24 protein-coding genes and 1 tRNA gene are annotated in these 25,411 nt (G+C 67.5%); 16 read left to right on the top strand and 9 right to left on the bottom strand.

The features are described 5' to 3' along the window. The first annotated feature begins 29 nt into the window (after positions 1 to 29). Positions 30 to 1,103 carry an AbrB family transcriptional regulator gene (locus tag C8N44_RS05180; protein ID WP_107975117.1) on the top strand — a complete coding sequence of 358 codons (1,074 nt, stop codon included), beginning with the start codon at positions 30 to 32 and terminating at the stop codon, positions 1,101 to 1,103. Positions 1,104 to 1,107: 4 nt separating this feature from the next. On the opposite strand, the gene C8N44_RS05175 is transcribed toward C8N44_RS05180, so the two are convergent. The 3 genes from C8N44_RS05175 to C8N44_RS05165 form a co-directional block, all read right to left on the bottom strand. Then, a complete protein-coding gene (locus C8N44_RS05175) occupies positions 1,108 to 2,946 on the bottom strand; it encodes an ABC-F family ATP-binding cassette domain-containing protein (RefSeq protein ID WP_107975116.1) in 1,839 nt (612 codons plus the stop codon). A 47-nt stretch (positions 2,947 to 2,993) separates the two neighbouring features. Next, positions 2,994 to 3,728 (bottom strand): GNAT family N-acetyltransferase, encoded by a 735-nt coding sequence (locus C8N44_RS05170; protein ID WP_107975115.1) that lies wholly within the window; start codon positions 3,726 to 3,728, stop codon positions 2,994 to 2,996. 73 nt (positions 3,729 to 3,801) lie between these two features. Beyond that, the gene (locus C8N44_RS05165; RefSeq protein ID WP_107975235.1) at positions 3,802 to 4,224 is read right to left on the bottom strand and encodes an outer membrane protein assembly factor BamE; all 423 of its coding nucleotides are present in this window, start codon (positions 4,222 to 4,224) and stop codon (positions 3,802 to 3,804) included. A gap of 121 nt (positions 4,225 to 4,345) precedes the next feature. Between C8N44_RS05165 and C8N44_RS05160 the strand changes: the two genes are divergently transcribed. From C8N44_RS05160 to C8N44_RS05120, 9 genes are all read left to right on the top strand, one after another. After that, the gene (locus C8N44_RS05160) at positions 4,346 to 4,909 is read left to right on the top strand and encodes a YceD family protein (protein ID WP_107975114.1); all 564 of its coding nucleotides are present in this window, start codon (positions 4,346 to 4,348) and stop codon (positions 4,907 to 4,909) included. A 153-nt stretch (positions 4,910 to 5,062) separates the two neighbouring features. Further along, positions 5,063 to 5,269 carry a 50S ribosomal protein L32 gene (gene rpmF / locus C8N44_RS05155; protein WP_107975113.1) on the top strand — a complete coding sequence of 69 codons (207 nt, stop codon included), beginning with the start codon at positions 5,063 to 5,065 and terminating at the stop codon, positions 5,267 to 5,269. A gap of 25 nt (positions 5,270 to 5,294) precedes the next feature. After that, a complete protein-coding gene (gene plsX / locus C8N44_RS05150) occupies positions 5,295 to 6,407 on the top strand; it encodes a phosphate acyltransferase PlsX (RefSeq protein ID WP_107975112.1) in 1,113 nt (370 codons plus the stop codon). Continuing rightward, positions 6,404 to 7,375 (top strand): beta-ketoacyl-ACP synthase III, encoded by a 972-nt coding sequence (locus C8N44_RS05145; protein ID WP_107975111.1) that lies wholly within the window; start codon positions 6,404 to 6,406, stop codon positions 7,373 to 7,375. The genes plsX and C8N44_RS05145 overlap by 4 nt, the downstream gene beginning before the upstream one ends. Positions 7,376 to 7,468: 93 nt before the next feature. Then, positions 7,469 to 7,771 carry an integration host factor subunit alpha gene (gene ihfA / locus C8N44_RS05140; RefSeq protein WP_107975110.1) on the top strand — a complete coding sequence of 101 codons (303 nt, stop codon included), beginning with the start codon at positions 7,469 to 7,471 and terminating at the stop codon, positions 7,769 to 7,771. Further along, positions 7,771 to 8,679 carry a MerR family transcriptional regulator gene (locus C8N44_RS23780; RefSeq protein ID WP_244640992.1) on the top strand — a complete coding sequence of 303 codons (909 nt, stop codon included), beginning with the start codon at positions 7,771 to 7,773 and terminating at the stop codon, positions 8,677 to 8,679. The genes ihfA and C8N44_RS23780 overlap by 1 nt, the downstream gene beginning before the upstream one ends. A 79-nt stretch (positions 8,680 to 8,758) precedes the next feature. After that, positions 8,759 to 8,835 (top strand) — tRNA-Pro (locus tag C8N44_RS05130). 131 nt (positions 8,836 to 8,966) lie between these two features. Then, positions 8,967 to 10,055 (top strand): 2'-deoxycytidine 5'-triphosphate deaminase, encoded by a 1,089-nt coding sequence (locus tag C8N44_RS05125; protein WP_107975109.1) that lies wholly within the window; start codon positions 8,967 to 8,969, stop codon positions 10,053 to 10,055. A gap of 89 nt (positions 10,056 to 10,144) precedes the next feature. Continuing rightward, positions 10,145 to 10,810, top strand: a complete 666-nt coding sequence (locus C8N44_RS05120) for a DUF1236 domain-containing protein (protein ID WP_107975108.1) — start codon at positions 10,145 to 10,147, stop codon at positions 10,808 to 10,810. A gap of 66 nt (positions 10,811 to 10,876) precedes the next feature. Here the strand turns inward: C8N44_RS05120 and scpB are convergent, their stop codons facing one another. The 5 genes from scpB to argS all read right to left on the bottom strand — a co-directional run bounded on the left by scpB (position 10,877) and on the right by argS (position 16,208). Continuing rightward, positions 10,877 to 11,485, bottom strand: a complete 609-nt coding sequence (scpB, locus tag C8N44_RS05115) for an SMC-Scp complex subunit ScpB (RefSeq protein WP_107975234.1) — start codon at positions 11,483 to 11,485, stop codon at positions 10,877 to 10,879. 70 nt (positions 11,486 to 11,555) lie between these two features. Further along, positions 11,556 to 12,359, bottom strand: coding sequence for a segregation and condensation protein A (locus C8N44_RS05110; protein WP_107975107.1), 804 nt, complete (start codon positions 12,357 to 12,359; stop codon positions 11,556 to 11,558). After that, complete coding sequence (locus C8N44_RS05105; RefSeq protein ID WP_107975106.1) at positions 12,356 to 13,360, bottom strand: glycoside hydrolase family 3 N-terminal domain-containing protein; 1,005 nt, start codon at positions 13,358 to 13,360, stop codon at positions 12,356 to 12,358. Before C8N44_RS05105 ends, C8N44_RS05110 begins: the two co-directional genes overlap by 4 nt. Further along, a complete protein-coding gene (locus tag C8N44_RS05100; RefSeq protein ID WP_107975105.1) occupies positions 13,357 to 14,388 on the bottom strand; it encodes an SPOR domain-containing protein in 1,032 nt (343 codons plus the stop codon). The genes C8N44_RS05105 and C8N44_RS05100 overlap by 4 nt, the downstream gene beginning before the upstream one ends. A gap of 74 nt (positions 14,389 to 14,462) precedes the next feature. Next, positions 14,463 to 16,208: an arginine--tRNA ligase gene (gene argS, locus C8N44_RS05095; RefSeq protein WP_107975104.1), complete on the bottom strand. Its 1,746-nt coding sequence runs from the start codon at positions 16,206 to 16,208 to the stop codon at positions 14,463 to 14,465. A 152-nt stretch (positions 16,209 to 16,360) separates the two neighbouring features. Between argS and C8N44_RS05090 the strand changes: the two genes are divergently transcribed. Continuing rightward, positions 16,361 to 16,765 carry a hypothetical protein gene (locus C8N44_RS05090; protein WP_107975103.1) on the top strand — a complete coding sequence of 135 codons (405 nt, stop codon included), beginning with the start codon at positions 16,361 to 16,363 and terminating at the stop codon, positions 16,763 to 16,765. A gap of 67 nt (positions 16,766 to 16,832) precedes the next feature. Continuing rightward, positions 16,833 to 18,710 (top strand): cobaltochelatase subunit CobT, encoded by a 1,878-nt coding sequence (gene cobT, locus C8N44_RS05085; protein ID WP_107975102.1) that lies wholly within the window; start codon positions 16,833 to 16,835, stop codon positions 18,708 to 18,710. A 4-nt stretch (positions 18,711 to 18,714) separates the two neighbouring features. Here cobT and C8N44_RS05080 read toward each other — a convergent pair whose 3' ends face one another. Then, the gene (locus C8N44_RS05080; RefSeq protein ID WP_158274004.1) at positions 18,715 to 19,545 is read right to left on the bottom strand and encodes a class I SAM-dependent methyltransferase; all 831 of its coding nucleotides are present in this window, start codon (positions 19,543 to 19,545) and stop codon (positions 18,715 to 18,717) included. 148 nt (positions 19,546 to 19,693) lie between these two features. On the opposite strand from C8N44_RS05080, the gene C8N44_RS05075 reads away from it, so the two are divergent. The 4 genes from C8N44_RS05075 (at position 19,694) to C8N44_RS05060 (ending at position 25,247) form a co-directional block, all read left to right on the top strand. After that, positions 19,694 to 21,466, top strand: a complete 1,773-nt coding sequence (locus C8N44_RS05075; RefSeq protein ID WP_107975100.1) for an aminopeptidase P family protein — start codon at positions 19,694 to 19,696, stop codon at positions 21,464 to 21,466. A gap of 58 nt (positions 21,467 to 21,524) precedes the next feature. Further along, complete coding sequence (locus C8N44_RS05070; RefSeq protein ID WP_107975099.1) at positions 21,525 to 21,869, top strand: DUF427 domain-containing protein; 345 nt, start codon at positions 21,525 to 21,527, stop codon at positions 21,867 to 21,869. Positions 21,870 to 22,011: 142 nt separating this feature from the next. Continuing rightward, positions 22,012 to 22,650, top strand: coding sequence for a hypothetical protein (locus tag C8N44_RS05065; RefSeq protein ID WP_107975098.1), 639 nt, complete (start codon positions 22,012 to 22,014; stop codon positions 22,648 to 22,650). A 53-nt stretch (positions 22,651 to 22,703) separates the two neighbouring features. Further along, entirely contained in the window at positions 22,704 to 25,247 is a 2,544-nt protein-coding gene (locus C8N44_RS05060; protein ID WP_107975097.1) for a VWA domain-containing protein, read from the top strand. The last annotated feature ends 164 nt before the right edge of the window (positions 25,248 to 25,411 follow it).

Below are 25,411 nucleotides of genomic sequence, written 5' to 3'. Positions count from 1 at the left end.
CCCCCCGCGCATCGGCGTAGGACGGCGCAATGGGCCGGTTTTCCACCGCATTCCTCCTCACCACATGTGTGATGCTCTCGCTCGGCGCCACGGGCGGCGGGCTCGCGGTCTGGCTCGGCCTGCCGATGCCCTGGATGCTGGGCAGCCTCATCGCCTCGGGCGCGCTGGTGCTTTTCGTCAGGCCGCGCACACTCGAAACCTACGTCTTTCCCGAACAGCTGCGCGTCGTCTTCGTTGCCCTCATCGGCGTGATGATCGGCACGCAGGTTACACCCGAGCTTGCCGGCCTCGCCGGGGAACTGCCTGTGACCATGGTGGGGCTCGCGTTCTTCGTGGTGATGGCGCACGGCGGCAACGCGCTGATCTTCCGGCGCATCGGCGGCTACTCCCGTGCTACGGCCTTCTACGCGGCCACGCCTGGCGGCCTGATGGAAAGCATCATGCTTGGCGAAGGCGCCGGGGCCGACACGCGCATCCTGACCGCGCAACAGTTCCTGCGCATCATCCTCGTCATCACCTTCCTGCCGCTGGGGCTTTCGCTCTGGGTGGGCGAGCCCGTGGGTAGCGCCGCGGGCATGCGCGCCGCCAGCAGCCAGGGCGAGGCAAGCCTCTGGAACGTGTTGCTTATCTTCGCGGCAGCCGGAGCCGGTCTGGCGGTCGCCCACCGCATCCACCTGCCCGCAGCGCAGCTGACGGGACCGCTGCTCATCGCGGCCACCTGCACGGTGACCGGCGTCGTGGACCTGCACCTGCCCGTCTGGCTGATCGCGCTCGCACAGATGGTGATCGGCGTGACGCTGGGCCTGCGCTTTCACGGCACGGATATGGCCCTCCTGCGCCGCTGCGCCTGGCTCGCGGTGCTGTCCGTCGTCTACATGCTGCTGCTCGGCGGCAGTTTTGCGGTGATCCTGCACATGCTGACGGGAATCGCCTTCCTGCACCTCTTCATCAGCTTCGCCCCGGGCGGCGTGGCCGAAATGTCGGTGATCGCGCTCAGCCTCGCGGCCAACCCGGCGCTGGTGAGCTTCCATCACATCGCGCGGATCATCATGACCACGATCGAGGTCTCGAGCGCCGGACGCCTGCTGAAGATGCGGGACTGAGGCCTCAGGCCTCGGCCCGCTCCGCAAGCGAGAGCCACTCTTCCTCGGCATCCTGCAGCGCCGTGTGCCGCTCGGTCAGGGCGTCGGTGGCCTTCTGGAACTTCATCGGCTCGCGGGTGAACAGCTCGGGATCGGCCAGCAGTTCCTCGAGCTTGGCGATTTCCTTCTCGAGCCGCTCCATGACCTTGGGCAGCTCCTCCAGCCGGTGCTTCTCGGTGAAGCTCAGGCTGCCGTCGCCGTCGGACGCCGTTTTTCCGCTGTCCTTGCTTTCCTTGCCGCCCTGCGCCTTGGGCTTGGCCTTGCCGCCCTTGGCGGGCATCGGGCCGCCCTCTGCCTCGCGCTTCTGGGTCTGGTAGTCGGTCCAGCCGCCAGCATAGGCCGTCACGCGACCATTGCCCTCCATCGCGATGGTGGTCGACGCCACCCGGTCGATGAAATCCCGGTCGTGGCTCACCAGCAGCACCGTGCCGTCGTATTCGCCCAGCAGGTCCTGCAGCAGGTCCAGCGTTTCCACGTCAAGATCGTTGGTCGGTTCGTCCAACACCAGAAGGTTCGATTCGCGGGCCATGATCTTGGCCAGCAGCAGCCGCGCCTTCTCGCCCCCCGACAGCGACCGCACGGGCGCCCGCGCCTGACGCTCGTCGAAGAGGAATTCCTTGAGGTAACCCACCACGTGCTTGGGCTGGCCGCGCACCAGCACCTGGTCCGCCTTGCCCGACACGCGCATGTCCTTGTCGCCGACGAGGTTCTCCCAAAGCGACTGGTTCTCGTCGAGCCGCGCGCGGCTCTGGTCGAAGATGGCGGGCACGAGGTCGGTGCCCAGCGTGACCGTGCCCGCGTCGGGCTCCAGCTCGCCCATGAGGATACGGATCAGCGTGGTCTTGCCCACGCCGTTGGGGCCGACGAAGGCCACACGCTCGCCGCGCTGCACGCGGATCGAGAAATCGCGCACGATGGTCTTGTCGCCGAAGCCGTGACTCAGGTCCTTCGCCTCGATCACGCGCTTGCCGGACTTGGGCCCGCTTTCCAGCGCCATGGCCGCCTTGCCCTGCCTGGACTGCTGCGAGGCGCGCTCGGACTTCATATCCTGAAGCGCCCGCAGGCGGCCCTGGTTGCGCTTGCGCCGCGCGCTGATGCCCTCGACGGCCCAGCGGGCCTCTTCCTTGATCTTGCGGTCGAGCTTGTGGCGCTGCTGGTCCTCGTCTTCCCAGGTCTTGTCGCGCCATTCCTCGAAGGCGGCGAATCCCTTTTCCTGACGGCGCACCGCGCCCCGGTCAATCCAGAGCGTCGCACGCGTCAGTTCGGTGAGGAACCGCCGGTCGTGCGAGATGAGGACATAGGCCGTGCGCGTGGTCTTGAGCTCGTTTTCCAGCCAGCCGATCGCCTCGATGTCGAGGTGGTTGGTCGGCTCGTCCAGCAGCATCAGCTCCGGCCCCTCGGCCATGAGCTTGGCCAGCGCCGCGCGGCGACGCTCGCCGCCGGATGCGGTTTCAGGCGACTTGGAGGGATCGAACTTCAGACCTTCGCTGGCCTGCTCGACAAGGTATTCCTGCCCCGGCGCCAGCTCGGACATGGCAAACTCGCCCAGCGTGGCATAGCCCGACAGGTCGGGCTCCTGCTCCATGTAGCCCACGCGCGTGCCGGTGGGCACGGTGACGCTGCCGCTGTCGGCCTCGACCAGGCCCGCCATGACCTTCATCAGCGTGGATTTGCCCGAACCGTTGCGCCCGACAAGCGCCACGCGGTCGCCGGGCTGCACGGCCAGCGAGAGATCGGAAAAGACGGGATCGCCCCCGAAGGTCAGCGAAATGTCGGAGAGTTGCAGAAGGGGTGCCTGAGCCATGGGCGTGACCGCTAGGGCCAGTCGGGGGCAGCGTCAAGCACTCGCCGTCAGCCCGCCATCGCGCGGAACAGGCGTTTGCGCGCCTCGGGGATCGCGGCGATCTCAACCCCTGTAAAGACGTGCAGCGTGTTCATCTGGCGGTCGACCACCGCGTGATCGCTGACCCAGCCCCCCAGCGCGAGGTAGAACCGCAGCAGCGGCGGCATGCGCGACATGGCGGCCTTGGCGTCGGGCTTGCGCCGCAGACGCTGGGCAAAGCGGAAGACATCGGGCGCCTTCACCCGGGGCAGCCAGCACTTCGGCGCCAGGTGACGCGCCTTCAGCACGGCGAACGCATCGTGATAGGCCCTCGCGTCCGTGCCCGCGAAAGAGGCGCAGCCGCAGAGCAGTTCCACGCCCTGCGCATCTACATAACGGGTCATCGCGGCCCAGGCGACACGCAGGATGTCGGGATCGTGATGACCGGGATGCACGCAAAAGCGCCCCAGTTCGACGATACGGCCGTCGAAGGCCTTGAGCGCGGAGAGCTCGTAATACTGGGCAGAATAGCTCCGTCCGATCTCTGCCCCACCCGGTAGCGGCAGGACCCGGAAGCAACAGACCAGCGTTCCGGTCGCGGCCTCCTCGATCAGGACATGGTCGCAGACCCCGTCATGCGCATCGACATCCGCACCCGCCGCATCGCCATGGAAGGCCAGCGCCCGGAGGCGCTGCGCCGCGGCGATGTCGCCCGGGGTCTCGGCAAGGCGGGCCAGATATCGGCCCCGGGAGAGAATCGGCATGCTGCTACGCTCCGTTCGGGGCGGCGTGATCCCGCCGCGCCCTGACAGACCCGCGTGACAGCGACGTGACGGCCTAGAGGTCGTCGTTGGCGAGCGACAGTCCGCCGATGTTGCCGAAGAGACGGCGAATGAAGCCGATATCGCTGTCCGGTGTCTCGGTCACGCGCCGGGTGATCGGCACGACGTTACCATCTTCGAGCCCGTAGGTCGCGATGTTGCGCACGACGCCGTCGGGATCGAACGTGATCGCCAGAACCGTGCGGTCCACGACCTGCGGCCGCTGAAAGCCCAGCCGGCGTGTCTCGGATTCGATGTAGTAATAACCGCTCTCGCCGCTCACGCCCGAAGTGGTGGGAATGCCCACGACATCCTCGACGGTGGCCCGTGTATCCACGCCCGGAACGATCATCTGCAGATCTTCTTCCGGAGGTACATAGCCATGCGTACGATACTGCGCCGCGCAGGCAGACAGCGCGAATACGGCAGCAAACGCCACGCCGCGTGTCAAATGTCGCCGTGTCCCGCTCACTGCCCACCTCTTGATCTTGGTCTTGGTCGCAACTTAATCCCGCTTAACGGCGAAACACGCACCATTCAAGGTAGGGATACGCACAGGCATGAGCGATGAGGCCACAGACCAGGCGCGGCTGCGCGTTGCGGAACTGAGCAACCGGCGGGCCAACCGGTTCCGGCGCGCCCCGGACGAAGACACCACACGTGCGCTAGCCGAAACGCTTGGCGCCGAGGCGCTGCGCAAGCTGGCGCTGACCGGCGAAGTGAAGCCCGTCTCCAACGGCTGGCGGCTCGAGGCGCATCTGGGCGCGACCGCCGTGCAGAACTGCGTCGTCACGCTGGAACCGGTCAGCACACGCATCGAACGCGACGTCGTGCGGACCTACCTTCCCCCGCAGCAGCTCGACTCGCCCGAGCCCGGCTCCGAAACAGAGGTCCCCGAGGACGACAGCGTCGAGCCGCTCGGAGAGGTCATCGACCTCGACGCGATAATGCTCGAGGCACTCGCCCTCGCTCTGCCCGAATACCCCCGCAAGGAGGGGGTCGAGATCGGCCAGGCGCTCTATGCCGAGGACGGCGTGGAGCCCATGACCGACGAGGACGCGCGTCCTTTTGCAGGCCTTAAGGAACTTCGCGACAAGCTGGGCGGTTCGGACTCCGAAAGCTGAGAATCCACTTGCGTTTTGGTGGCGCGTCCGTATTTTCGCGCCTTCATGAGAATTACAGGGTTGTGTCCCGGCCCCTCGTAGCAATATGAGGCCGGACAGGCCCGCCCATCCGGGGCAGGCCCCTGCCCCCACCACGCGAATCGAGGTTGAGACATGGCCGTCCAACAGAACAAGGTTTCGAAATCGCGCCGCAACAACCGTCGCGCACACGATGCGCTGGTGGCGTCGAATCCGAATGAATGCGACAACTGCGGCGAACTCAAGCGCCCCCATCACGTCTGTCCCTCCTGCGGGCACTACGCCGAGCGCGAAGTGGTCGCCATGACGGACGAGATCGATCTGGACGACGACGCAGCATAAACCCCTTGCCGAAAGCCCCCCTCGGATGACCTCTCTGCAGGATCCCAACAAGGCGGGCACACAGCGGGTGGTGATATCGGTCGACGCCATGGGCGGAGATCATGGGCCGGCGGCAGTGGTCGCCGGCATTTCTCGCTCTGCGAGCAAGAATCCCGAGATCCACTTCCTTCTGCATGGCCCCGAGGACGAGCTTCGCCGGCTCGTTGCAAAGCGTCGCAACCTGCGCGGCCGCTGCGACATCCGCGATGCCTCGGGTGTCGTCACGATGGAAGACAAGCCCAGCCAGGTGATGCGCAACGGCAAGGACACGTCGATGTGGTCGACGCTCGATGCCGTGCGCAATGGCGAGGCGACCGTCGCTGTCAGCTGCGGCAACACCGGGGCGCTCATGGCGCTCTCGATGATCCGGCTGCGCAAGCTTCCCGGCGTGGATCGCCCTGCGATCGCGGTGCTCTGGCCCTCGCGCAATCCGCAGGGGTTCAACATCATGCTGGACGTGGGCGCGGACATCCGCGCCGATGCGCCGGACCTGCTGCAGTATGCGCTGATGGGAAGCTCCTACGCCCGCAACGGCATGGGGCTGACCAATCCGCGTGTCGGTCTGCTCAACGTCGGAACCGAGGAACACAAGGGCCGGGCCGAGCTGCGTCAGGCCTATGACCTCATCGCCGACAAGGCCTCGACCGGACAGTACGAATTCGTGGGCTTCGTCGAAGGCGGCGATATTCCCGGCGACCGGGTCGACGTGATCATCACCGACGGGTTCACCGGCAACGTCGCGCTCAAGACCGGCGAAGGCACCGCCTCGCTGATCGGCGACCTCCTGAAGGAGGCCTTCGCCTACACTCCCCTTTCGCGTATCGCGTCGCTGCTCGCGCTCACCTCGTTGAAGCGCCTGCAAAAGCGGATCGACCCCCGCCGCGTCAACGGCGGTGTCTTCCTCGGGCTCAACGGCACCGTGGTGAAATCTCACGGCTCGGCCGACGCGACCGGCATCTCGGCCGCCGTCAAGCTGGCCTTCACGCTGGCCCGCTCCGGCTTCTCCGACCGTCTGGCGGCACGGGTTGCCTCTGCCGCCGAGGTTGCGCAGGATGACCCCGGGCCGACTGCCGGCCGGAAAGACGGAACACATTCATGACACGACGTGCTGTTGCCATCGGGGTAGGCCACTACCTGCCCGATCGCATCGTCGAGAACGCCGAATTCGAAGAGACCCTGGATACCTCGGACGAGTGGATTCGCAGCCGGTCGGGGATCGAACGTCGGCATTTTGCCGCCGAGGGCCAGACGACCTCTGACCTCGCCACCCGCGCGGCCCGTGCGGCGCTCGACGACGCCGGACTGACGGCCGACGACATCGACGCCATCGTGCTCGCCACTTCCACGGCCGACCTGACCTTCCCTTCGGCGGCCACCATGGTGCAGGCCGCGCTTGGCATGACCCACGGCTTCGCCTTCGACGTTCAGGCGGTCTGCGCGGGCTTCGTCTACGCGCTCAGCAACGCCAACGCGATGATCCTCTCGGGACAGGCCAAGCGGATCCTCGTGATCGGGGCCGAGACATTTTCCAGGATCATGGACTGGTCGGACCGCTCGACCTGCGTTCTCTTCGGCGACGGCGCGGGTGCGCTCGTGCTCGAAGCGCAGGAAGGTGACGGCAACAGCGCAGATCGCGGCATCCTCTCCACGGATCTAAACTCCGACGGCCGTTTCCGCGACCTTCTCTATGTCGACGGCGGCGTCGCGACGCAGAACACCGGCTTCCTGCGCATGCAGGGGCGCGAGGTTTTCCGCCACGCCGTCGAAAAGCTTTCGTCCTCGGCAGAGAGCGCTCTCGCCAAGGCGGGGCTCTCGTCGGATGACATCGACTGGATCGTGCCGCACCAGGCCAACATCCGGATCATCACGGGCACGGCCAAGAAGCTCGGACTCTCCATGGATCGCGTCGTCGTCACCGTCCAGGACCACGGCAACACCTCTGCCGCCTCGATCCCGCTGGCGCTGTCGGTGGGCAAGGCCCGCGGCCAGATCAAGACCGGCGACGTGGTCGTGACCGAGGCGATCGGCGGTGGCCTCGCCTGGGGCGCGGTGGTCATGCGGTGGTGAAATCCGCGCCTGAACCCCAGTTCCCAAGTCCCTGTTATTGACTCGGAAATTTCCTGCGGCCTATCCTTGGGCCGAAATCTGGAGGGATGATTGATGGGCGAACGCACCGTAACGCGTATGGATCTGAGCGAAGCCGTCTTTCGCGAGGTGGGCCTGTCACGCAACGAAAGCGCCGAACTCGTGGAATCCGTGCTCGAACACATGTCGGATTCGCTGGTCGCCGGCGAACAGGTGAAGATCTCGTCCTTCGGGACCTTCTCGGTGCGTGAAAAGGCGGCCCGGGTCGGGCGAAATCCCAAAACCGGCCAGGAAGTGCCGATCCAGCCCCGCCGCGTCCTGACCTTCCGGCCTTCGCACCTGATGAAGGAACGCGTCGCGCAGGGCAACAAGTCCTGATGGCGCCGGTGCCCAAGTCACGCGACGCCTTCCGCACCATCTCCGAGGTGGCGGAATGGCTTGATACCCCCGCCCACGTCCTGCGCTTCTGGGAAAGCAAGTTCACCCAGGTGAAGCCGGTCAAGCGTGCCGGCGGCCGCCGCTACTACCGGCCCGCCGACATGGAATTGATCGGCGGCATCAAGCGCCTGCTTCACGAGGACGGGATGACCATCAAGGGCGTGCAGAAGCTGCTGCGCGAACAGGGCGTGCGCCATGTGGCCTCGCTTTCGCCCTACAGCCTCGATGGCAGCGTGGCCGGCACGCCGGTCGAGGATGCCCCATTTACAGAGGCCGAGGCGGTGGAAACCGTCGTGCCCTTCGCCCGCAGTGCGCCCGCCGAATCGGAGCAGGCGCCGCAGGCCGCGGCGCCGGAAGATCCCGCGCAGGAAACCCTCTCCGAGACGGCCGAGGCCCCTGCCCCCGCCGATACGGTCATGGAGGCAGCACCTGCCGGTGACCTTCCCGAGGCGCCCGCCTTCGCCGCCAGTGCCGAGCCGCTGGAAGAGGATTCGGGCCTCGCCGCGGATGCCGCGGCCGATGTGCCCGCCCAAAACCCCGAGGAAGAGGTGGCCATGTCCGATCTCGACCACCTGATCGAGGACGACAACGCCCCCGACCTGCCCCTCTTCGACACCGATCCGGCCGAGCCCGTGTCGGAAGAGCCCGAAGCGGTAGAGCCCGAGGCGCCCGACGCCGCACGCGCTCCGCTCGTCGCGCGGGAGATCGCACCCATCACGCCGCGTCCCGGGGTGCTGTCCCAGCTTGCCCGTGTCGACAGTCTCTCCGCCCGTCAGGCCAGCCAGATCGCGGGTCACGTGGCGGCCCTGCAGCAGATCTCCGACCGGATGTCTGCGACCCGGGCCTAAGGTCGTCGCGTCAGGGAAAAATCCCTCTCAAGGGGGGTTGCCCCGGCCCACAAAACGGGTATGACACGGCCTCACAAGTCGGGCTATGGCGCAGCCTGGTAGCGCGTCCGTCTGGGGGACGGAAGGTCGCAGGTTCGAGTCCTGCTAGCCCGACCAAAATTTCCCCGCATCGCAGGTATGGCAACGGTAAGGGCATCGCCCGGCCCCGGGCCCCGCATCTTTGCGACCTGCTTCCCCCCGCCGTCCCCGCGCTGCTAAGAGGGCGGAACAGTATACGGGAGAGGCATATGACCGGGGTTCTCGCCAGCCAGCAGATCGAAGCGCTTTTCGCCTCGCACGCCATCTCGGCGCAGGCGCCGCTCGTCGAAGGGCAACTGCAGCCCGCCAGCCTCGACCTGCGTCTCGGCTCCACCGCCTACCGCGTCCGGGCTTCCTTCCTTGCCGGCAGCGGCAAGCGCGTCGCGGACCGTCTGGCCGAGTTCGAGATGCACCAGATCGACCTCACGCCCGGTGCGGTTCTGGAAAAGGGCTGCGTCTACCTCGTGCCCCTGCAGGAGAGCCTCTCCCTGCCCGCCGATGTACACGCCATCGCCAACGCCAAGAGCTCCACCGGTCGGCTCGACCTGCTCACCCGGCTCATCACCGACGACGGGACCGAATTCGACCGCATCGCTCCGGGCTACGACGGGCCGCTCTACGCCGAGATTTGCCCGCGCTCTTTCTCGGTGCTGGTCAAGCCCGGCACCCGCCTCAACCAGATCCGCTTCCGGCAGGACCGAAGCGTGCTCACCGACGACGAGCTGCGCAGCCTTCATGCGACCGATACGCTGGTCACCGGGGGCGAGCCGGTCATCGACCAGGGACTCGGCTTCTCGGTCGACCTGCAGCCCGGCCGCGACGGGCTCGTCGGCTGGCGGGCCAAGCCGCACACCGGGCTCATCGATCTCGAGAAGATCGACCACTACGACCCGCGGGATTTCTGGGATCCGCTGCACACGGAAAAGGGCCGCCTGATCCTCGACCCGGACGCCTTCTACATCCTCGTCAGCCGCGAGGCCGTGCACATCCCCCCCAGCTACGCCGCAGAGATGGCGCCCTACCTCGCCATGGTCGGCGAATTCCGCGTCCACTACGCGGGGTTCTTCGATCCGGGCTTCGGCCACGGGCCCGCCGGAGGCGCCGGCGCGCGGGGCGTTCTCGAGGTCAGATGCCACGAGGCGCCCTTCGTTCTGGAGCACGGACAGATCGTCGGACGACTGGTCTACGAGCGCATGTCCGAAGTGCCGAAACGCCTGTATGGACAGGGCATATCGTCCAATTACCAGGGTCAGGGCCTGAAGCTCGGCAAGCAATTTATCGCCGATTCAAAGACTTAAGAAACACATCCCCCGGGAACGTTTCTCCTCCCCGCGACTTTCTTGGCTGTCGAACCGAAAACGGTAGAACAGCAAGGAAGGACACGGAAATGACCAAGGGCATCAAGACCGGGCTCATTGCCACCACCGCAATCGCACTGGCCGCCACCCCGGCGCTCGCCGCGATGACAGCCACTGCCACCACCGATCTGAACCTCCGCGCGGGCCCCGGTCCGCAGTACGAAGTCGTCGGCGTGATCGACGGCGAGGATTCGGTCGACATGGCCGGCTGTACCGAAGCCGGCGAATGGTGCGAAGTCACCTATGACGGCACGACCGGCTGGGCTTATTCCGCCTACCTGACAGCACCGATCGAAGGCCCCGAGGCTGAACCGACCGTGGTCTACGAGAACACCGCCGACGTCGCCATCATCGAGTACGAGGACGACAACGCGGCCGATGCCGCAGCCGGCGGCACGCTCGGCGCAGCCGCAGGCGCCCTCCTGATCGGCGGCCCGGCAGCCGCGGCCGCGGGCGCCGTGCTCGGCATGGCAGGTGGCGCCGCTGCCGATACGCCCGAGGCCACCGTGACCTATGTGCGCAGCAACCCGGTCGAGCCCGTCTTCCTTGAAGGCGAAGTGGCGCGCGGTGCCGGCATTCCGCAGGAAATCGAGGTCTACGAGGTTCCGGACAGCGACTATTCCTACCTGAACGTGAACCGTCAGACGGTCATCATCGACCCCGAGACGCGCCGCATCGTCGAAGTGATCCGCTGATCGCAGCCTGATCCAAGACGGTGAAGTCCCGGCCCACGCGGCCGGGGCTTTTTCTTTGTCCGGAGGTCAGTCCTCGAAAAGCTCGCTCTGCCCCGTCTGCACGGCCTCTTCGGCGTCCTCGTCCTCCGAGGCCTCGGGCGCCCCCTCGGGACGCGGCCGGCTTTCCAGCAGCCCTGCGGCGCGCAGCTCGGCCAGCCCCGGCAGGTCTCGCGCGTTTTCGAGCCCGAAGTGGTCGAGGAAAGACTCGGTCACCACGAAGGTCACCGGGCGGCCCGGCGTCATCCTTCGGCGGCCGAAGCGCACCCACTCCATTTCCAGCAACTGATCCACCGTCCCCCGGCTGACGCTCACGCCGCGGATCTCCTCGATCTCGGCGCGCGTCACCGGCTGGTGGTAAGCGATGATGGCCAGCGTCTCGATCGCCGCCCGCGACAGCTTGCGCGTCTCGACGGTCTCACGCGTCATGAGGAAGCCCAGATCCGGCGCCGTGCGCATCGCCCAGGCTTCGCCCACGCGAACAAGGTGCACGCCGCGGCCCTCGTAGCGCTTGCGCAGGTGCACCAACGCCTCGGCGGCATCGCAGCCGTGCGGCATCCGCGCCTCGAGCTCGCGCGAGGTCACCGGCTCGGAGGCGGCAAAGAGCATGGCCTCGACCATGCGCTCCTGCTCGCCCATGGGCGGCGCCTCGAACAGGCTCTCGCCCGGGGTCTCGTCCGCGGCCTCGGCTTGCGGCTGTTCGTCGTCCTCAGTCACGTCTGTCCTCGCGTCGGCGCAGTTCGATCGGGGCGAATATCTCGGACTGGCGCAGTTCCGCCTTGCCCTCCTTCACCAGCTCCAGCGAAGCGGCGAATGTGGCGGCGGTGGCCGAGCGCCACTTGACCGGATCCTCGTCCCACCCGTCCGGCAGGTAGCTCTGGATGTCGGTCCAGGTGCCGGCAAAGCCGATCATCCCCCGCATCCGGTCCAGCGCCTCTTCCATGGTAAAGACCTTGTCGCGGTCCATCACGAAGGGGCGGAATTCATCGCGCGTGCGGATGCGCGCGTAGGCCTGCATCAGGTCCAGCAGCGTCGCCGAATAGACCACGCGCTTCTTCTGCTGGACGCTCTCGGGCTGGCCGCGGGCAAAGAAGTTCCGCCCAAGCTGGTCGCGCCCCATGAGCTGCGCCGCCGCCTGCCGCATGGCCTGCAGGCGTTCGAGCTGGAATGCCAGGTGTGCTGCAAGCTCCTCGCCCGAGGGACCCTCCTCCTCGGGATCGGGCGGCAGCAGCAGTCGGGATTTCAGAAAGGCCAGCCAGGCCGCCATGACAAGGTAATCGGCGGCAAGCTCGATCCGCAGCTCCTTGGCCTTCTCCACGAAGGCAAGGTACTGCTGCGCCAGCCCAAGTACCGAGATCTTACGCAGATCCACCTTCTGCGTGCGCGCCAGCGTCAGCAGCAGGTCCAGCGGACCCTCATACCCGTCGACATCGACAACCAGCGCCTCGGCCTCGAGACGGTCTGCCACGGTGGACAGGGCGGTGACGTTGTCGCTGGCGTCCTCGTCGGTCATTCGTCCGGGCTGTTGATGAGCGCCTCAAACTCCGCCTCGAGCGCCTCGATGTCAACAGTCTCGGGGTCCCGGCGCGCCTCCAGCGCCGCTTCCGCGCGCTCCTGCGCCGCCGCGCCGAACACACCCACTCGCTCCATGAGCGGCGTCATCTCGTCGAGCTTGCCGTTGCAGTGCAGGACAATATCGCAGCCCGCACCAAGCGCGGCCTCGGCTCGTTCGGGCACCGTGCCCGAGAGCGCCTCCATCGAGATGTCATCGGTCATCAGCAGGCCGCCAAAGCCGATATCCTCGCGGATGCGGGCGATCATGGTGGGCGAGATCGTCGCCGGCGCGTCGTCCAGCGCCTCGTAGACCAGGTGCGCGGTCATCGCCAGCGGCGCATCGGCGAAGGCCCGGAAGGGTGCGAAGTCGACGCTCTCAAGCGTCTCGACCGGGGCCGACACGCGCGGCAGGTCCAGGTGGCTGTCGAGCGTCGCCATACCGTGGCCGGGGATATGCTTGATCACTGGCAGCACCCCACCGTCAAGGCAGGCCTTCAGGACCGCCTTCCCGATGTCGACCACCGCATCGGGCGTATCGCCGTAAAGGCGGTTGCGCAGGATGGCGTGTGTCTCGGGGCGCGCCACGTCCAGCGTCGGCACGCAGTTGCCGTCGATGCCGTAGCCCCGCAGCTCGTGGGAGATCATCGCGTAGCGCAGCACCATGCCACGCGCCGCGTCCGGCCCCAGCCGCGCGATATCATCAAGCGGCGGCAGCCATTCGCGCGCCATCGGCGGCCGCAGGCGCTGCACGCGCCCACCCTCTTGGTCAATGAAGACAGGCGCGTTCCAGCCCACGGCCTCGCGCAGGTCCGCGGTCAGGCGGCGAAGCTGGTTGGCGGTCTCGATATTGCGCGCGAAAAGGATGAAGCCGAAGGGATTGCTCTGGGCAAAGAACGCCCGCTCGCCCCCGCTCAGCTCCGTTCCCGCGCAGCCGAGGATGGCCGCGCCCCAGGCCGTCACCGCGTCACCACCGGGATGCAGTCGACGTTGCCCGCCACGAAGGCCGCGCAGAAGCGACGCGCATCGGCGAGATCGTCGAACCCGTGCGCCCGCAGGCGATAGAAGACGCGTCCGCCGGAGGTGGCCTTCTCGATCACCCGCGCCTTGTCCACGAGGTAATCACCGAAGCGGCCGCGCAGGCGGTCCCACTCGGTACGCGCGGTCTCAGGGCTGTCAAAGGCGCCGATCTGCACCAGCCGCGTGCCCGAGGGCAGCATCTCGGGGTCCATCTCGCGCACTTCCGCGCTTTCCCTCGCGACCGCCGCCGCGGCCTCGGCCGGCGGCGTGCCGAGCGAGGCCGTGCGGATCCCCGCGGGTCGCACCCTGGGACGCAGCGACACGGACAAGCCCGGCCCATCGAAGGGCGCCGCGTCGCCGTCGCCCTCGTCGGCATCGATGACGTCGCCGCGGCTGCTGACGGTCGGCGTCGCGCCGCTTTCGTCCGCCATGACGCTCGCCAGCGCATCGTCGATATCGTTTGTCTCGGGGGCAGTCTCCCCCGCGGCCTCGCCCTCAGGCGTGCCTGAGGCAAGTCTCTCGGCCAGCGCATCGATGGGATCGCCGCTCACCGCCGCCCCGTCGGAGGTGCCGCCGCCCACGCGGGCGCGGCGCTCATCCTCCGTCAGCTCCGGCAGCGCACCCTGCGGCACGTCGTCGGCGCCCAGCCCCGCCTCGCGCGGCGCCAGCACCAGCCGGTCCACGGGGCCCGAGGCCTCGCCGTTACCGGCGACCTCGTTCACTGCGAGCGTGCGATTGTCGCTCAGCTCGCCACCCGGGTCTTCCGGCGTGATCCGCATGGGACCTTCCATCGCGCGCACCACCGGCACGCCTGACACGTCGCGCATCACGACCCGGTAGCCCCAGACACTGATGCCGATCACCAGCGCCAGCGAAGCCGCAGCGCCGGCCCAGTTGGCCAGGCTCGCCACTCTTGCGGAAGATGGGGCGGAATCGCCCCCATCGTACCCGTCGAAGGTATAGTCTGCCATGTGCGCCTCATTTTCCCCGACGATGCATTGCCGTCAGGTGATCTGCCCGAAACGAGCCGGCGGGCGCCTTGTGTTCAGCGCATCTCTTCGACCGGCTTGACCCCCAAGATACCAAGACCGGCCGAAATGACAACCGCGACGGCCCGGGCCAACGCGATTTTCGCTTGACTCGTGGCGGGGTCATCTTCCTGCAGGAATCGCAACTGGGGCTCGTCGTTGCCCCGGTTGTAGAGCGAATGCAGGTCCGAGGCGAGGTCATAGAGGAAGAAGGCCACCCGGTGCGGTTCATGCGTGCGCGCCGCGATCTCCACCAGCCGCGGCCATTCCGCAAGCTTGCGCGCCACGCTCAGCTCGGTCTCGTGGGTCATGTCCGACAGATCCGCGCCTGCCAGCGTGGCGTCATCGACGGCGATCCCGGCGGCCTCGGCCTTGCGCAGGACCGAAAAGACCCGTGCGTACGCGTACTGCACGTAGAAGACGGGGTTTTCCTTGGACTGCTCCACCGCCTTGGCGAAATCGAAGTCCAGCGGTGCGTCGTTCTTGCGCGTCAGCATCACGAAGCGGGTCACGTCGGGCCCGACCTCGTCCACAACGTCGCGCAGGGTAATGAAGGTCCCTGCCCGCTTGGACATCTTGAACGGCTCGCCGTTCTTGTAGAGCTTCACGAGCTGGCACAGCTTCACGTCCAGCGGCACGCGCCCCTCGGACAGGGCCGAGACCGCCGCCTTCATCCGCTTCACGTAACCGCCGTGGTCGGCGCCGAAGACGTCGATCAGCTGGTCGAACCCGCGGTCGATCTTGTCCCAGTGATAGGCGATGTCCGGCGCGAAATAGGTCCAGGCGCCGTCCGACTTCATGATCGGCCGGTCCACGTCGTCGCCGTGCTCGGTCGACTTGAACAGCGTCTGCTCGCGCGGCTCCCAATCCTCGGGGACCTTGCCCTTCGGCGGCTCCAGCGTGCCCTTGTAGATCAGGCCCCGGTCGCGCAGCGTGTCGATGGCGTTCTCGATCCGGCCCGTGCCGTAGAGCGACTTTTCCGAGAAGAAGACGTCCATCTCCACGCCCAGCTGCGCAAGATCCTCGCGGATCAGCGCCAGCATGGCGTCGGTCGCGAACTCCCGCACCTTTTCCAGCCAGACGCTTTCCGGCTGGTCGACGTAGGCATCGCCCACATCGGCCTTGAGCGCCTCGCCCACGGGGACAAGGTAGTCGCCCGGATAGGTGCCGTCTGCAAATTCGACCTCGTGGCCATGCGCCTCGAGGTAGCGCAGGTAGACCGACCGCGCGAGCACATCGACCTGCGCGCCGCCGTCGTTGATGTAGTACTCCCGCGTCACGTCATAGCCGGTGTAGGCCAGCAGCGAGGCCAGCGCGTCGCCAAAGACCGCGCCCCGTGTGTGCCCCACGTGCAGCGGCCCGGTCGGGTTGGCCGAGACGTATTCGACGTTGACCTTCACGCCCTGCCCCAGCGAACCGCGCCCGTAGGCCTCACCCGCGCTCAGCACCGCCTTGGGCAGACCCTGCCAGACCACGTCCGCCAGCCGCAGGTTCAGGAACCCCGGGCCCGCCACCTCGGCCGAGGCGATGCGCGCGTCATCCGCGAGCTTGCCTGCCAGCACGTCGGCGATGTCGCGTGGCTTCTTGCCCGCGGGTTTGGCGAGGACCATGGCGGCGTTGGTCGCCATGTCGCCATGGGCCGGATCGCGCGGCGGCTCCACCGTGATCGCATCGGTCGAGAGGCCCTCGGGCAGTGTGCCCTCGGCCTGCATCGCGGCGATCGCGTCCAGGACCTGGGCACGGATGTCGGAAAAGAGGTTCATTGCGGGTCGCTCCGGTAACTCGGCGCTTCCTCTACCATGCCGCGCGGCGGGGTCAAATGCAGCAGGCGTTCCGTCGAATTGCACGCGTTTAAGCTGAGCGTCGCGCGCCGCTTCAACCTTTTCCCAAGACAATTTCCCCAGCGTCACGTACCATGACACTCCGCATCTGCCATATCCTCCCGGTCCTGCTCCTCTGCGCCACTCACGCGGCGGCGTCGCTGCCCCGCGATCCGGCGGAGCAGGCGCGCATCTTCGCCGCCTGCATGGGGCGCTATGCCGCCGCGATGGAACACGCTTGGCTTCTTGGCGATGCCGACGGCGCCACGCCCGAGGCCCGGCGCGAACTGTTCGAGATGATGCTCGACGCGATCCTGCCCGATGCGCGGGATGCAGGCTTCGAGGGCATCGACGTCTGGCGCTACCGCTCGGGCGCCAAGCAGGCGCAGTCGCGGCTTCTGCAGCTTTCCAGCTTCGATCCCGACCGCGGCCGTGCCCGGCGGGCGCAGACGCTCGCCCGGCGGCAGATCGCCATGTGCGAAAGCCTCATCCTCGGCTGATCCGAACGACAGGCAGAAGGCCCACCCCCTCTTGCCAAGCGCGCGCAAAGGCGCGACATCTGAGGGCATGGCGCAGCATTCCGACAACCCCGCAGATCCCTTCAAGAAGGCCCTCGCCGAGGCAACCAAGGTCATGGCCGACGATCCCGAATTGTCGGTCAGCTATTCGGTCGATCCCTCGGGCGTCTCGGGCGATGCCATGCGCCTGCCGCAGGTGTCGCGCCGGATGACCCAGGACGAGGTGCTTCTGGCCCGCGGGACCGCCGACGCGCTGGCCCTGCACCGCCGCTATCACGACGCGGGCACCCACGCCCGCTACGCCCCGCAGGGCGACATGGCGCGCGAGCTTTACGACGCCATGGAAACCGCCCGGTGCGAGGCGATGGGCGCCCACGACATGCCCGGCACCGCCAAGAACGTCGACGCCAAGATCGGCCACGAGGCCAAGCGCCGCGGCTACGGCCAGATCACCGAGGCCTCCGAGGCGCCCCTGCCCGTCGCCGCCGGCTACCTCATCCGCCACCTCGCCACCGGCCGCGACCTGCCCGACGACGCCGCCCACGTCATGGACCTGTGGCGCGGCCACATCGAGGACCAGGCCGGCATGACGCTCGAAGGCCTGGGCGAACGGCTGGCCGACCAGACCGAATTCGCCCGCTTCGCGCGCCGCATGATCACCGATCTCGGCTACGGCGACCAGCTTGGCGACGATCCCGACGATCTCGAAGAGGACGCGCAGGACCAGGCCGAGGAAGGCACCGAGGACGAACAGGACCCGGACAGCACCGGCGACGACGACCAGACCGAGGAAGACGCCGACGCCTCGCCCGAATCGAGCCAGGACGAAACGCAGGACCCCTCGCAGGCCCAGGTCTCCATGGACGAGATGGCCGACCAGGAAATGGGCGAAGAGGTCGAGATGCCCGAGGGCGAGGCCCCGCTCGAGCCGCCGCAGCCCGCGCCCTTTTCCGAGGCCGACCCCGAGTACAAGGTCTTCAGCACCGATCACGACGAGGAAATCGCCGCCGCCGATCTTGCCGAACCGGTCGAGCTCGAACGCCTGCGCGCCTACCTCGACCAGCAGCTCGAACCGCTCAAGGGCGCCGTCTCGCGGCTTGCCAACAAGCTGCAGCGCCGCCTTCAGGCCCAGCAGAACCGAAGCTGGGAATTCGACAAGGAAGAGGGCGTGCTCGATGCCGGGCGCCTTGCCCGCGTGGTGGCCAACCCCACCACGCCGCTGTCCTTCAAGGTCGAGAAGGACATGGAATTCCGCGACACCGTCGTGACCCTCCTGCTCGACAACTCCGGCTCCATGCGCGGGCGGCCCATTTCCATCGCCGCGATCTGCGCCGACGTGCTCGCCCGCACGCTGGAACGCTGCTCGGTCAAGGTCGAGATCCTCGGCTTCACCACCCGCGCCTGGAAGGGCGGCCTCGCACGCGAGGCCTGGCTCAACGCGGGCCGCGAACAGCAGCCCGGCCGCCTCAACGACCTGCGCCACATCGTCTACAAGAGCGCCGACGCCCCCTGGCGCCGCACCCGCGCCAACCTCGGCCTGATGATGAAGGAAGGGCTCCTGAAGGAGAACATCGACGGCGAGGCGCTGGAATGGGCGCACAAGCGCATGGCCGGCCGCCCCGAGGCGCGCAAGATCCTCATGGTGATCTCCGACGGCGCGCCAGTGGACGACAGCACCCTGTCGGTGAACCCCGCGAACTACCTCGAAAAGCACCTGCGCGACGTCATCGCCATGGTCGAGAAGAAGAAGCAGGTCGAGCTTCTGGCCATCGGCATCGGCCACGACGTGACCCGCTACTACGACCGCGCCGTGACCATCACCGACGTGGAACAGCTCGCGGGCGCCATGACCGAACAGCTCGCCTCGCTCTTTGACAGCGACCCGCGCGCAAGGGCGCGGGTCATGGGCATGCGCAACGTCGCCTGAGGGCTCAGACCGCCTCGCCCGCCCAGATCACCGAAGGCGCCGGCACCCGGTAGGGCGCCGCGCCGCCGCAGTGGGTGACGACCTTCTCCGACACCGCCTCGCGGATTGCCGCCATGTTGGCCGGCGGCTGGCCCTTCAGCAACGCCGCCCCCCGCACCGTGCCGCTGGCGAAGTAATCCACCGGCCGGTCCGGCACGTCGATCTGCCACTCGCCCTCGCCGATGGCCGACCCCACGGGCCGAAAGCCCGCCGCGACAAGCCCCGCCTCGGCCGCCGCCTGCCCGGCAAAGTCGAAGGGCCCCGGCCCGGCCGGCAACTGGATGTCCTGCGCCCCGTGCCGCGCCATGGCGCCAAAGACCCAGGCCACCGCGCTCGGCGCGTCAGGTCCCAGCCATGTGGAAAAGGCCAGCCGCCCGCCGGGTTTCAGCAACCGCCGCGCCTCGGCCAACAGCGCCGCCGGATCGGGGACGTGCAGGATGCCGAAGCCCACCGTGACGCAGTCCCAGACGCCGCCCTCAAGCCCCGTGTCGCTCGCATCGCCCGCCACCAGCGTCGCCTCGGGCACGCGCTGCCCGGCCATCTCCAGCATCGCGGGCGAGAAATCGAGCGCCGTGACCTCGGCCCCCGCCGCGGCCAACCCCTCGGCCACGATCCCGTGGCCGCAGCACAGATCAAGCGCCCGGCTGCCGGGCAAGGCTCCGGACAATGTCACCAGATGCGGCACCGCCGCTTCCGAGGCGCGCGCGAATTCCTCGGCGTAGTGGCGCGCGATCTCCGGATCGGTCCAGCCCGCCTTCTCGAACCGCGTGAAGCCCTCGTGATCGCTGCCCGCCATGTCCGGTCCCCCGCCTGTTTTCCCAGTCATGACGCAAGGTAACAGGCGGACGGGGAAAGCGACAGGGGCCCGCCACACGGCCCCCGGCTGGCGGATCGCCCCAAGATCGACTATCCCGGCCCCAAGCACCGCGCCAAGGAGCCCATGCATGTTCCAGACATTCGATGAAACCGCGAGCCCCGATCAGGGCCCGCCGCGCCTTCAGGCCCTGCGTGGCGCCATGGAGCGTGCCGGGGTCGACGGCTTCCTCGTGCCCCGCGCCGACGCCCACCAGGGCGAATACGTGGCGCCGCACGACGAACGCCTGTCCTGGCTGACCGGCTTCACCGGCTCGGCCGGGTGGTGCGTGGCGCTGCGCGAACGCGCCGCCGTCTTCATCGACAGCCGCTACACCGTGCAGGTGCAATCGCAGGTCGCCGCCGATTTCGAAAAGGTGGACTGGCCCGCCACTTCGCTCGCCGAGTGGATCGACGCGGCCCTGCCCGGCGGCCTTGTCGGGTTTGATCCCTGGCTGCTGACCGTCACCCAGAAGCGCGAGATGGAAAAGGCCCTGTCAGGGCCGACCCTCGCCCCCTGCCCCAACCTCGTGGACGAGATCTGGCAGGATCAGCCCGCCCCGCCGCAGGGCGCCGTCTTTGCCCAGCCGGTCGAACTGGCGGGCATGGCCCATGACGAAAAGATCCGCCAGCTGGCGCAGGGCCTGGGCAAGGCGCGCGCCTGCGTGATCACCCTGCCCGACAGCATCGCCTGGCTGCTGAACATCCGCGGCAGCGACGTGGCCCACAACCCGGTGCCGCACGCCTTTGCCATCCTGCACGCCGACGCGACGGTGACGCTCTTCATCGACCCGGCCAAGACCGCCGACCTTGGCGATCACCTCGGCGACAGCGTCACCTGCCGCCCGCCCGAGGACTTCGAAAGCGCCCTCCAGGCGCTTGCAGGCCCTGTGCAGATCGACCCAGCCTCCTGCCCCGTGGCCGTCATCGACGCGCTTGCCGCCGAGGTGATCGAGAACGGCGATCCCTGCATCCTGCCCAAGGCCCGCAAGACCGCGGCCGAGCTTCAGGGCGCCCGCGACGCCCACCTGCGCGACGGCGCGGCCATGGTCCGCTTCCTCAGCTGGCTCGACGCGCAGGCCCCGGGCACCATCTCCGAGATCGACGTGGTCACCCGGCTCGAGGCCGAGCGCGCGTCCACCAACGCCCTGCGCGAGATCAGCTTCGACACCATCGCCGGCAGCGGCCCCAACGGCGCCATCGTGCACTACCGCGTGACCGAAGGCACCAGCCGCACGCTTACCGAGGGCGACCTCATGCTCGTCGACAGTGGTGGCCAGTACGTCGACGGCACCACCGACATCACCCGTACCATGCCCGTGGGCGATCCCGGACCCGAGCAGAGCGAGGCCTTCACCCGCGTGCTCAAGGGCATGATAGCCGTCTCGCGCCTGCGCTTTCCCAAGGGTCTGACCGGCCGCGATATCGACCCCTTCGCCCGCGCCGCGCTCTGGGAGGTCGGGCTGGACTACGGCCACGGCACCGGCCATGGCGTCGGCGCCTACCTCAGCGTGCACGAAGGCCCGCAGCGCATCGCGCGCACCGGCACCGTGCCGCTCGAGCCGGGCATGATCCTGTCGAACGAGCCCGGCTTCTACCGCCCCGGTGCCTTCGGCATCCGCATCGAGAACCTGATCGCGGTGGAACACGCCCCGGCGATCGAGGGCCAGACCGTCAGTGACAGTCTGCGGTTCGAGACGCTTACCTACGTGCCCATCGACACGCGGCTGGTCGTGCCCGACCTGCTGACCGATGCCGAGCGTGACTGGCTGAACGATTACCACGCAGAGGTCCTCGCCCGGATCGGCCCGCAGCTCGACGCGGCCACACGGGACTGGCTCGAAGGCGCCTGCCGGGCTATCTGACACAGAGGTTTTACAAAGTCCGTGTCTTCAGACGACGGACAAGAAGGGGGAAGAGTTCATGAGCAAGCGCATCACCATCACGCCCGCAGAGGGCACCTGGGTCGTCCGCGCCGGCGGCGCCGTCCTTGGCGAGACCAACAACGCGCTGGAGCTGGACGAAGAGGGCCACACCCCCGTCATCTATTTCCCGCGTCAAGACATCGGCATGGCCTTCCTCGAACCCACCGACCACAGCACCACCTGCCCCTGGAAGGGCGAGGCGAGCTACTTCTCGATCATGTCCAAGTCGGTGACCTACGAGAACGCCGTCTGGTCCTACGAGAACCCCAAGGAGGACGTGGCCGAGATCAAGGACCACCTCGCCTTCCACGAGCAGGAAGGCGTGACCGTCGAGCAGGTCTGATGGCCCCGGGGGTAAGGGAATCCGGTCTCGCTTTTCGAGTCACCATTGCCTACGATTAGGGCGATTATGGTGAATCGATATGCTTGGTCCATTACGTGAAGCTCTTATTTCGACCGCACTTTTCGCGTGTCTGGGTGCCGGCATGAGTGCTGCTGGCACACCCGGCTGGGACGCGGCCTTCTCGCCCGACACGACGCTCCGGCTGGCCGATCCCGTGGCCGGACTTTCCGACAGTTCCACCCGCTGGCGCGATACCGTCGCGCAGGCTGCTGATCGCGCCGGGCTTTCTCCCGGCACGGTCGAGCTTGCGCTCGTGCCGCTCTTCACCAGTGACGTGCCGCCCTCGGCGCCCGCCGGGCCACTGCTGAAGACGACCGCCAGCGGCGGCCTGCGCGTCGCCGTCTCGCCACTGCACCTGCTGGCCCGCGGCCGCGCCATCGCCCTCGGCACCGCCTTCGAGGGCGGCCCCATCGCCTTCGAGGCAGCGGCTTTCGACCGCGCCGCACAGGCCTGGGAAACCGGGGGCCCCGAGGCGCTCGCCGACATGGACGTACCCCACCGCCCCGTGCTCGAGGCGATCTTCTCGACGGCGTCGGGCGGCGGCTTCCTGCCCTTCGCACAACAGGCCGGCGAGGCCGCGAACGATTGCGTGGCCGCCTCGCTTCCCCTGCTCGAGGAACTGCTGGTCCGGGAGATGGCCGCCGCCGCCTCCGATGGATCCGACGAAGGTCCCGAGCCCGCCCTGCGCGGGCTCGTGCCGCCCTGTCTCGGAGGGCCGTGAAGACCCGGCCACCCGCGGCATTTTTTCATTTCATTTTTTAAGGGAGATATTCGATGGCACTTCAGGATGTTCTGAACAAGATCACCTTTACGGGTTTCGACGCCGCGGGCGAACAGAGCCTCACGGATTCGATCACCGAGCTTTACAACGGCTCCGCCACCGCGCGGGTCACGCTCGACAAGGTTGCCAACGATCCGACCAACCTCACCATCCAGTTCCTTGCGAACAACGCCAACGTGCCCGTCGTCGGCGGCCAGCCCGCCTATACGGTACGCATCGACGACGACTTCGCCAGCGACTACCGCTTCATCGACCAAAACGGCACCTCGACGGCCGTGACCACCACGCGCGTGCTGATGCACGAGATGATCCACGCCGTGGAAAAGCTGCGCGACAACTACAACACCACCGACGATTTCGACGGTGACACGGTCGCACTCACCAACACAATCATGGCCGAACTGGGCGAGACCAGCGAGCGGATCTCCTACACCGGCGTCGCCGGCGAGGACATAATGGCGCTCGGCACCAACTACTCGAACGGCAATGCCGTCGACGGTGCCTTCGTCGTGCGCGGCGGACTCGACATGAGCGGGAACCCTGCCGATACCAGTGACGTGATCTTCGGCGCAAACGGCGCGGCAAACCAGATCAACGGCGGCGGCGACGCAGACTACATCTACGGCCGGGACGGCAACGACACGATCACCGGAGGCGCGGGCGATGACTACATCGACGGTGGCGACGACGTCGATGTGGCGGTCTTCACCGGCGATTGCGACGACTACACAGTCACCGTGACCAATGGCGTCTACACGATCACCGACGACCGCGCAGGCTCGCCCGACGGCACCGACACGGTGACCAATGTCGAATACGCCCAGTTCGCCGACGGCACCGGGCTCTTCAACGACACCGGCATCGCGTGCCCCGGCCAGAACGTGGTGCTCGCCATCGACGTCAGCGGCTCCATGGGAGACGAGATCGCAGCCGTGCAGCAGTCGGCCCAGCAGATCGTCGAGTCGATCTTCGGCACCGACCAGATGCCGCTCAACAGCCGCTTCGCCATCATCACCTTCAACGACACCGGCGCGCTGCGCACCGAACTGCAGTTCACCGACCAGGACAGCATCGCCGCCCGCAAGCAGGCCGCCATCAACGCCATCAACCAGGTCTCCATCCTCGGTGGCGGCACCGAGCCGCTGAACGGCGCCGTTCTCAGTGCTGCCCAGGGTGACGCAGGTCCCTGGCTTGCCGGTGCCACCGCCAACCGCGTGATCGTCTTCTCCGACGAACCCGCCGGTGACCCCGGGGTCCGCGCCGCGGCCGTCGCCGCCATGAACGCCCTGAACCTCACCTACGAGCAGCCGCTCACGCCCTCGAACGCCAACACCCCCGGCTCCAACTTCTTCGAAGAGGTCGAAAACCCGATCACGCCACCCACACCCACCGGCAGCGGTGCGGTCTACCCCGTGATCGTCGGCGGCAGCTCCTCGGCGGCCAGTGACGCGGAAGAGCTCGCCAACCAGACCGGCGGCCAGGTGATCCAAGCGCAGTCCGCGACCGAAATCGTCAACGCCCTGCTGCAGGTCACCTCCACTCGGGTCGAGTTCACGGGCACCGACGAGGGCGAGGTGATCGTCGGTAACGTCAACGACAACATCATCGACGCGCTCGGCGGCGACGACACCGTCCTTCCCTCGGGCGGGGTCGACATGATCACCCTCGGCGACGGCGCGGATGTGGTCCAGGGCACGCTCTCCGATCTCAACGGCGATACCGTCACTGACTTCGGCGTCGACGACATGCTGGTGATCGACAACTTCACCTTCGACCCGTCCCTCGGTGGCGTGACCTTCAACGAGGACAACGTCGTCCTGAGCAACGACGCGGATTCCGACGGCACGCCCGAGTTCACGATGACGCTCGAAGGCGACTTCTCGGGCGGCGACTTTCTCGCCAGCCAGCAGGGCGTCGACTTCTACGTCAGCTACGAGACCTACCTGCCCGAGCTTGCCGAGGGCCAACGGGTCGACGCGGGCGCCGTGAACGGCATCAACAGCTCGATCTTCCTGACAGGTGACGGCACGCGCACCTACGACGTGGATCTCAAGCCCGCCGATGCCGGCGCCGCCTACAACAACGCCCTCGGGGTCTACGAGATCGACAGCGCCGGCAACATCATCGACGTCCGCATCCTCTTCGAGAACGTGAAGGACGGTGCCAACACCAGCGCCCAGGTCACCGGCGTTGCGAACGGCAACCAGGTTGGCTTCTTCGTCATCCAGAATGGCGCCGATTTCGCCGCCGCCCTGGGCGAGACCGACACGCTGGACTTCGTCACCTCGGTGGGCGCTCCGGCCAATGTCGAAAACGGAGAGGATGCGCTGCTGTCCGTCAACGGCACCATGGCCAACGTCACGGTCTTCCACAGCCTGAACGCCGAGATGAACACCGACGACGCCGTGCACGCCCTCTCGGGCATACTGGAGGACGCGTCAGGCATCTCGATCGGCTTCGAGGACCTGCTCAATACCGGCGACGCCGACTACCAGGATGTCCTTTTCGAGGTCACCGTCAGCGACTTGCCGCTCTGAGAAACCTAAGAAAAAGATCGGGGGCGGGTTCGCCCGCCCCTCGCATCGCACTACCGAACTCCCCTGACGGACTCCGCCGAGAGACCGACCCCAAGGCTAGGCGACAGCCATCACCAACCCGATCGCCATGGCCGCAACCAGCGGCGGCATCCAGAGACGGTTGC

Source organism: Allosediminivita pacifica (assembly GCF_003054175.1).
Lineage (GTDB): Bacteria > Pseudomonadota > Alphaproteobacteria > Rhodobacterales > Rhodobacteraceae > Allosediminivita > Allosediminivita pacifica.
This window is presented reverse-complemented; position numbering and strand designations above follow the sequence as displayed.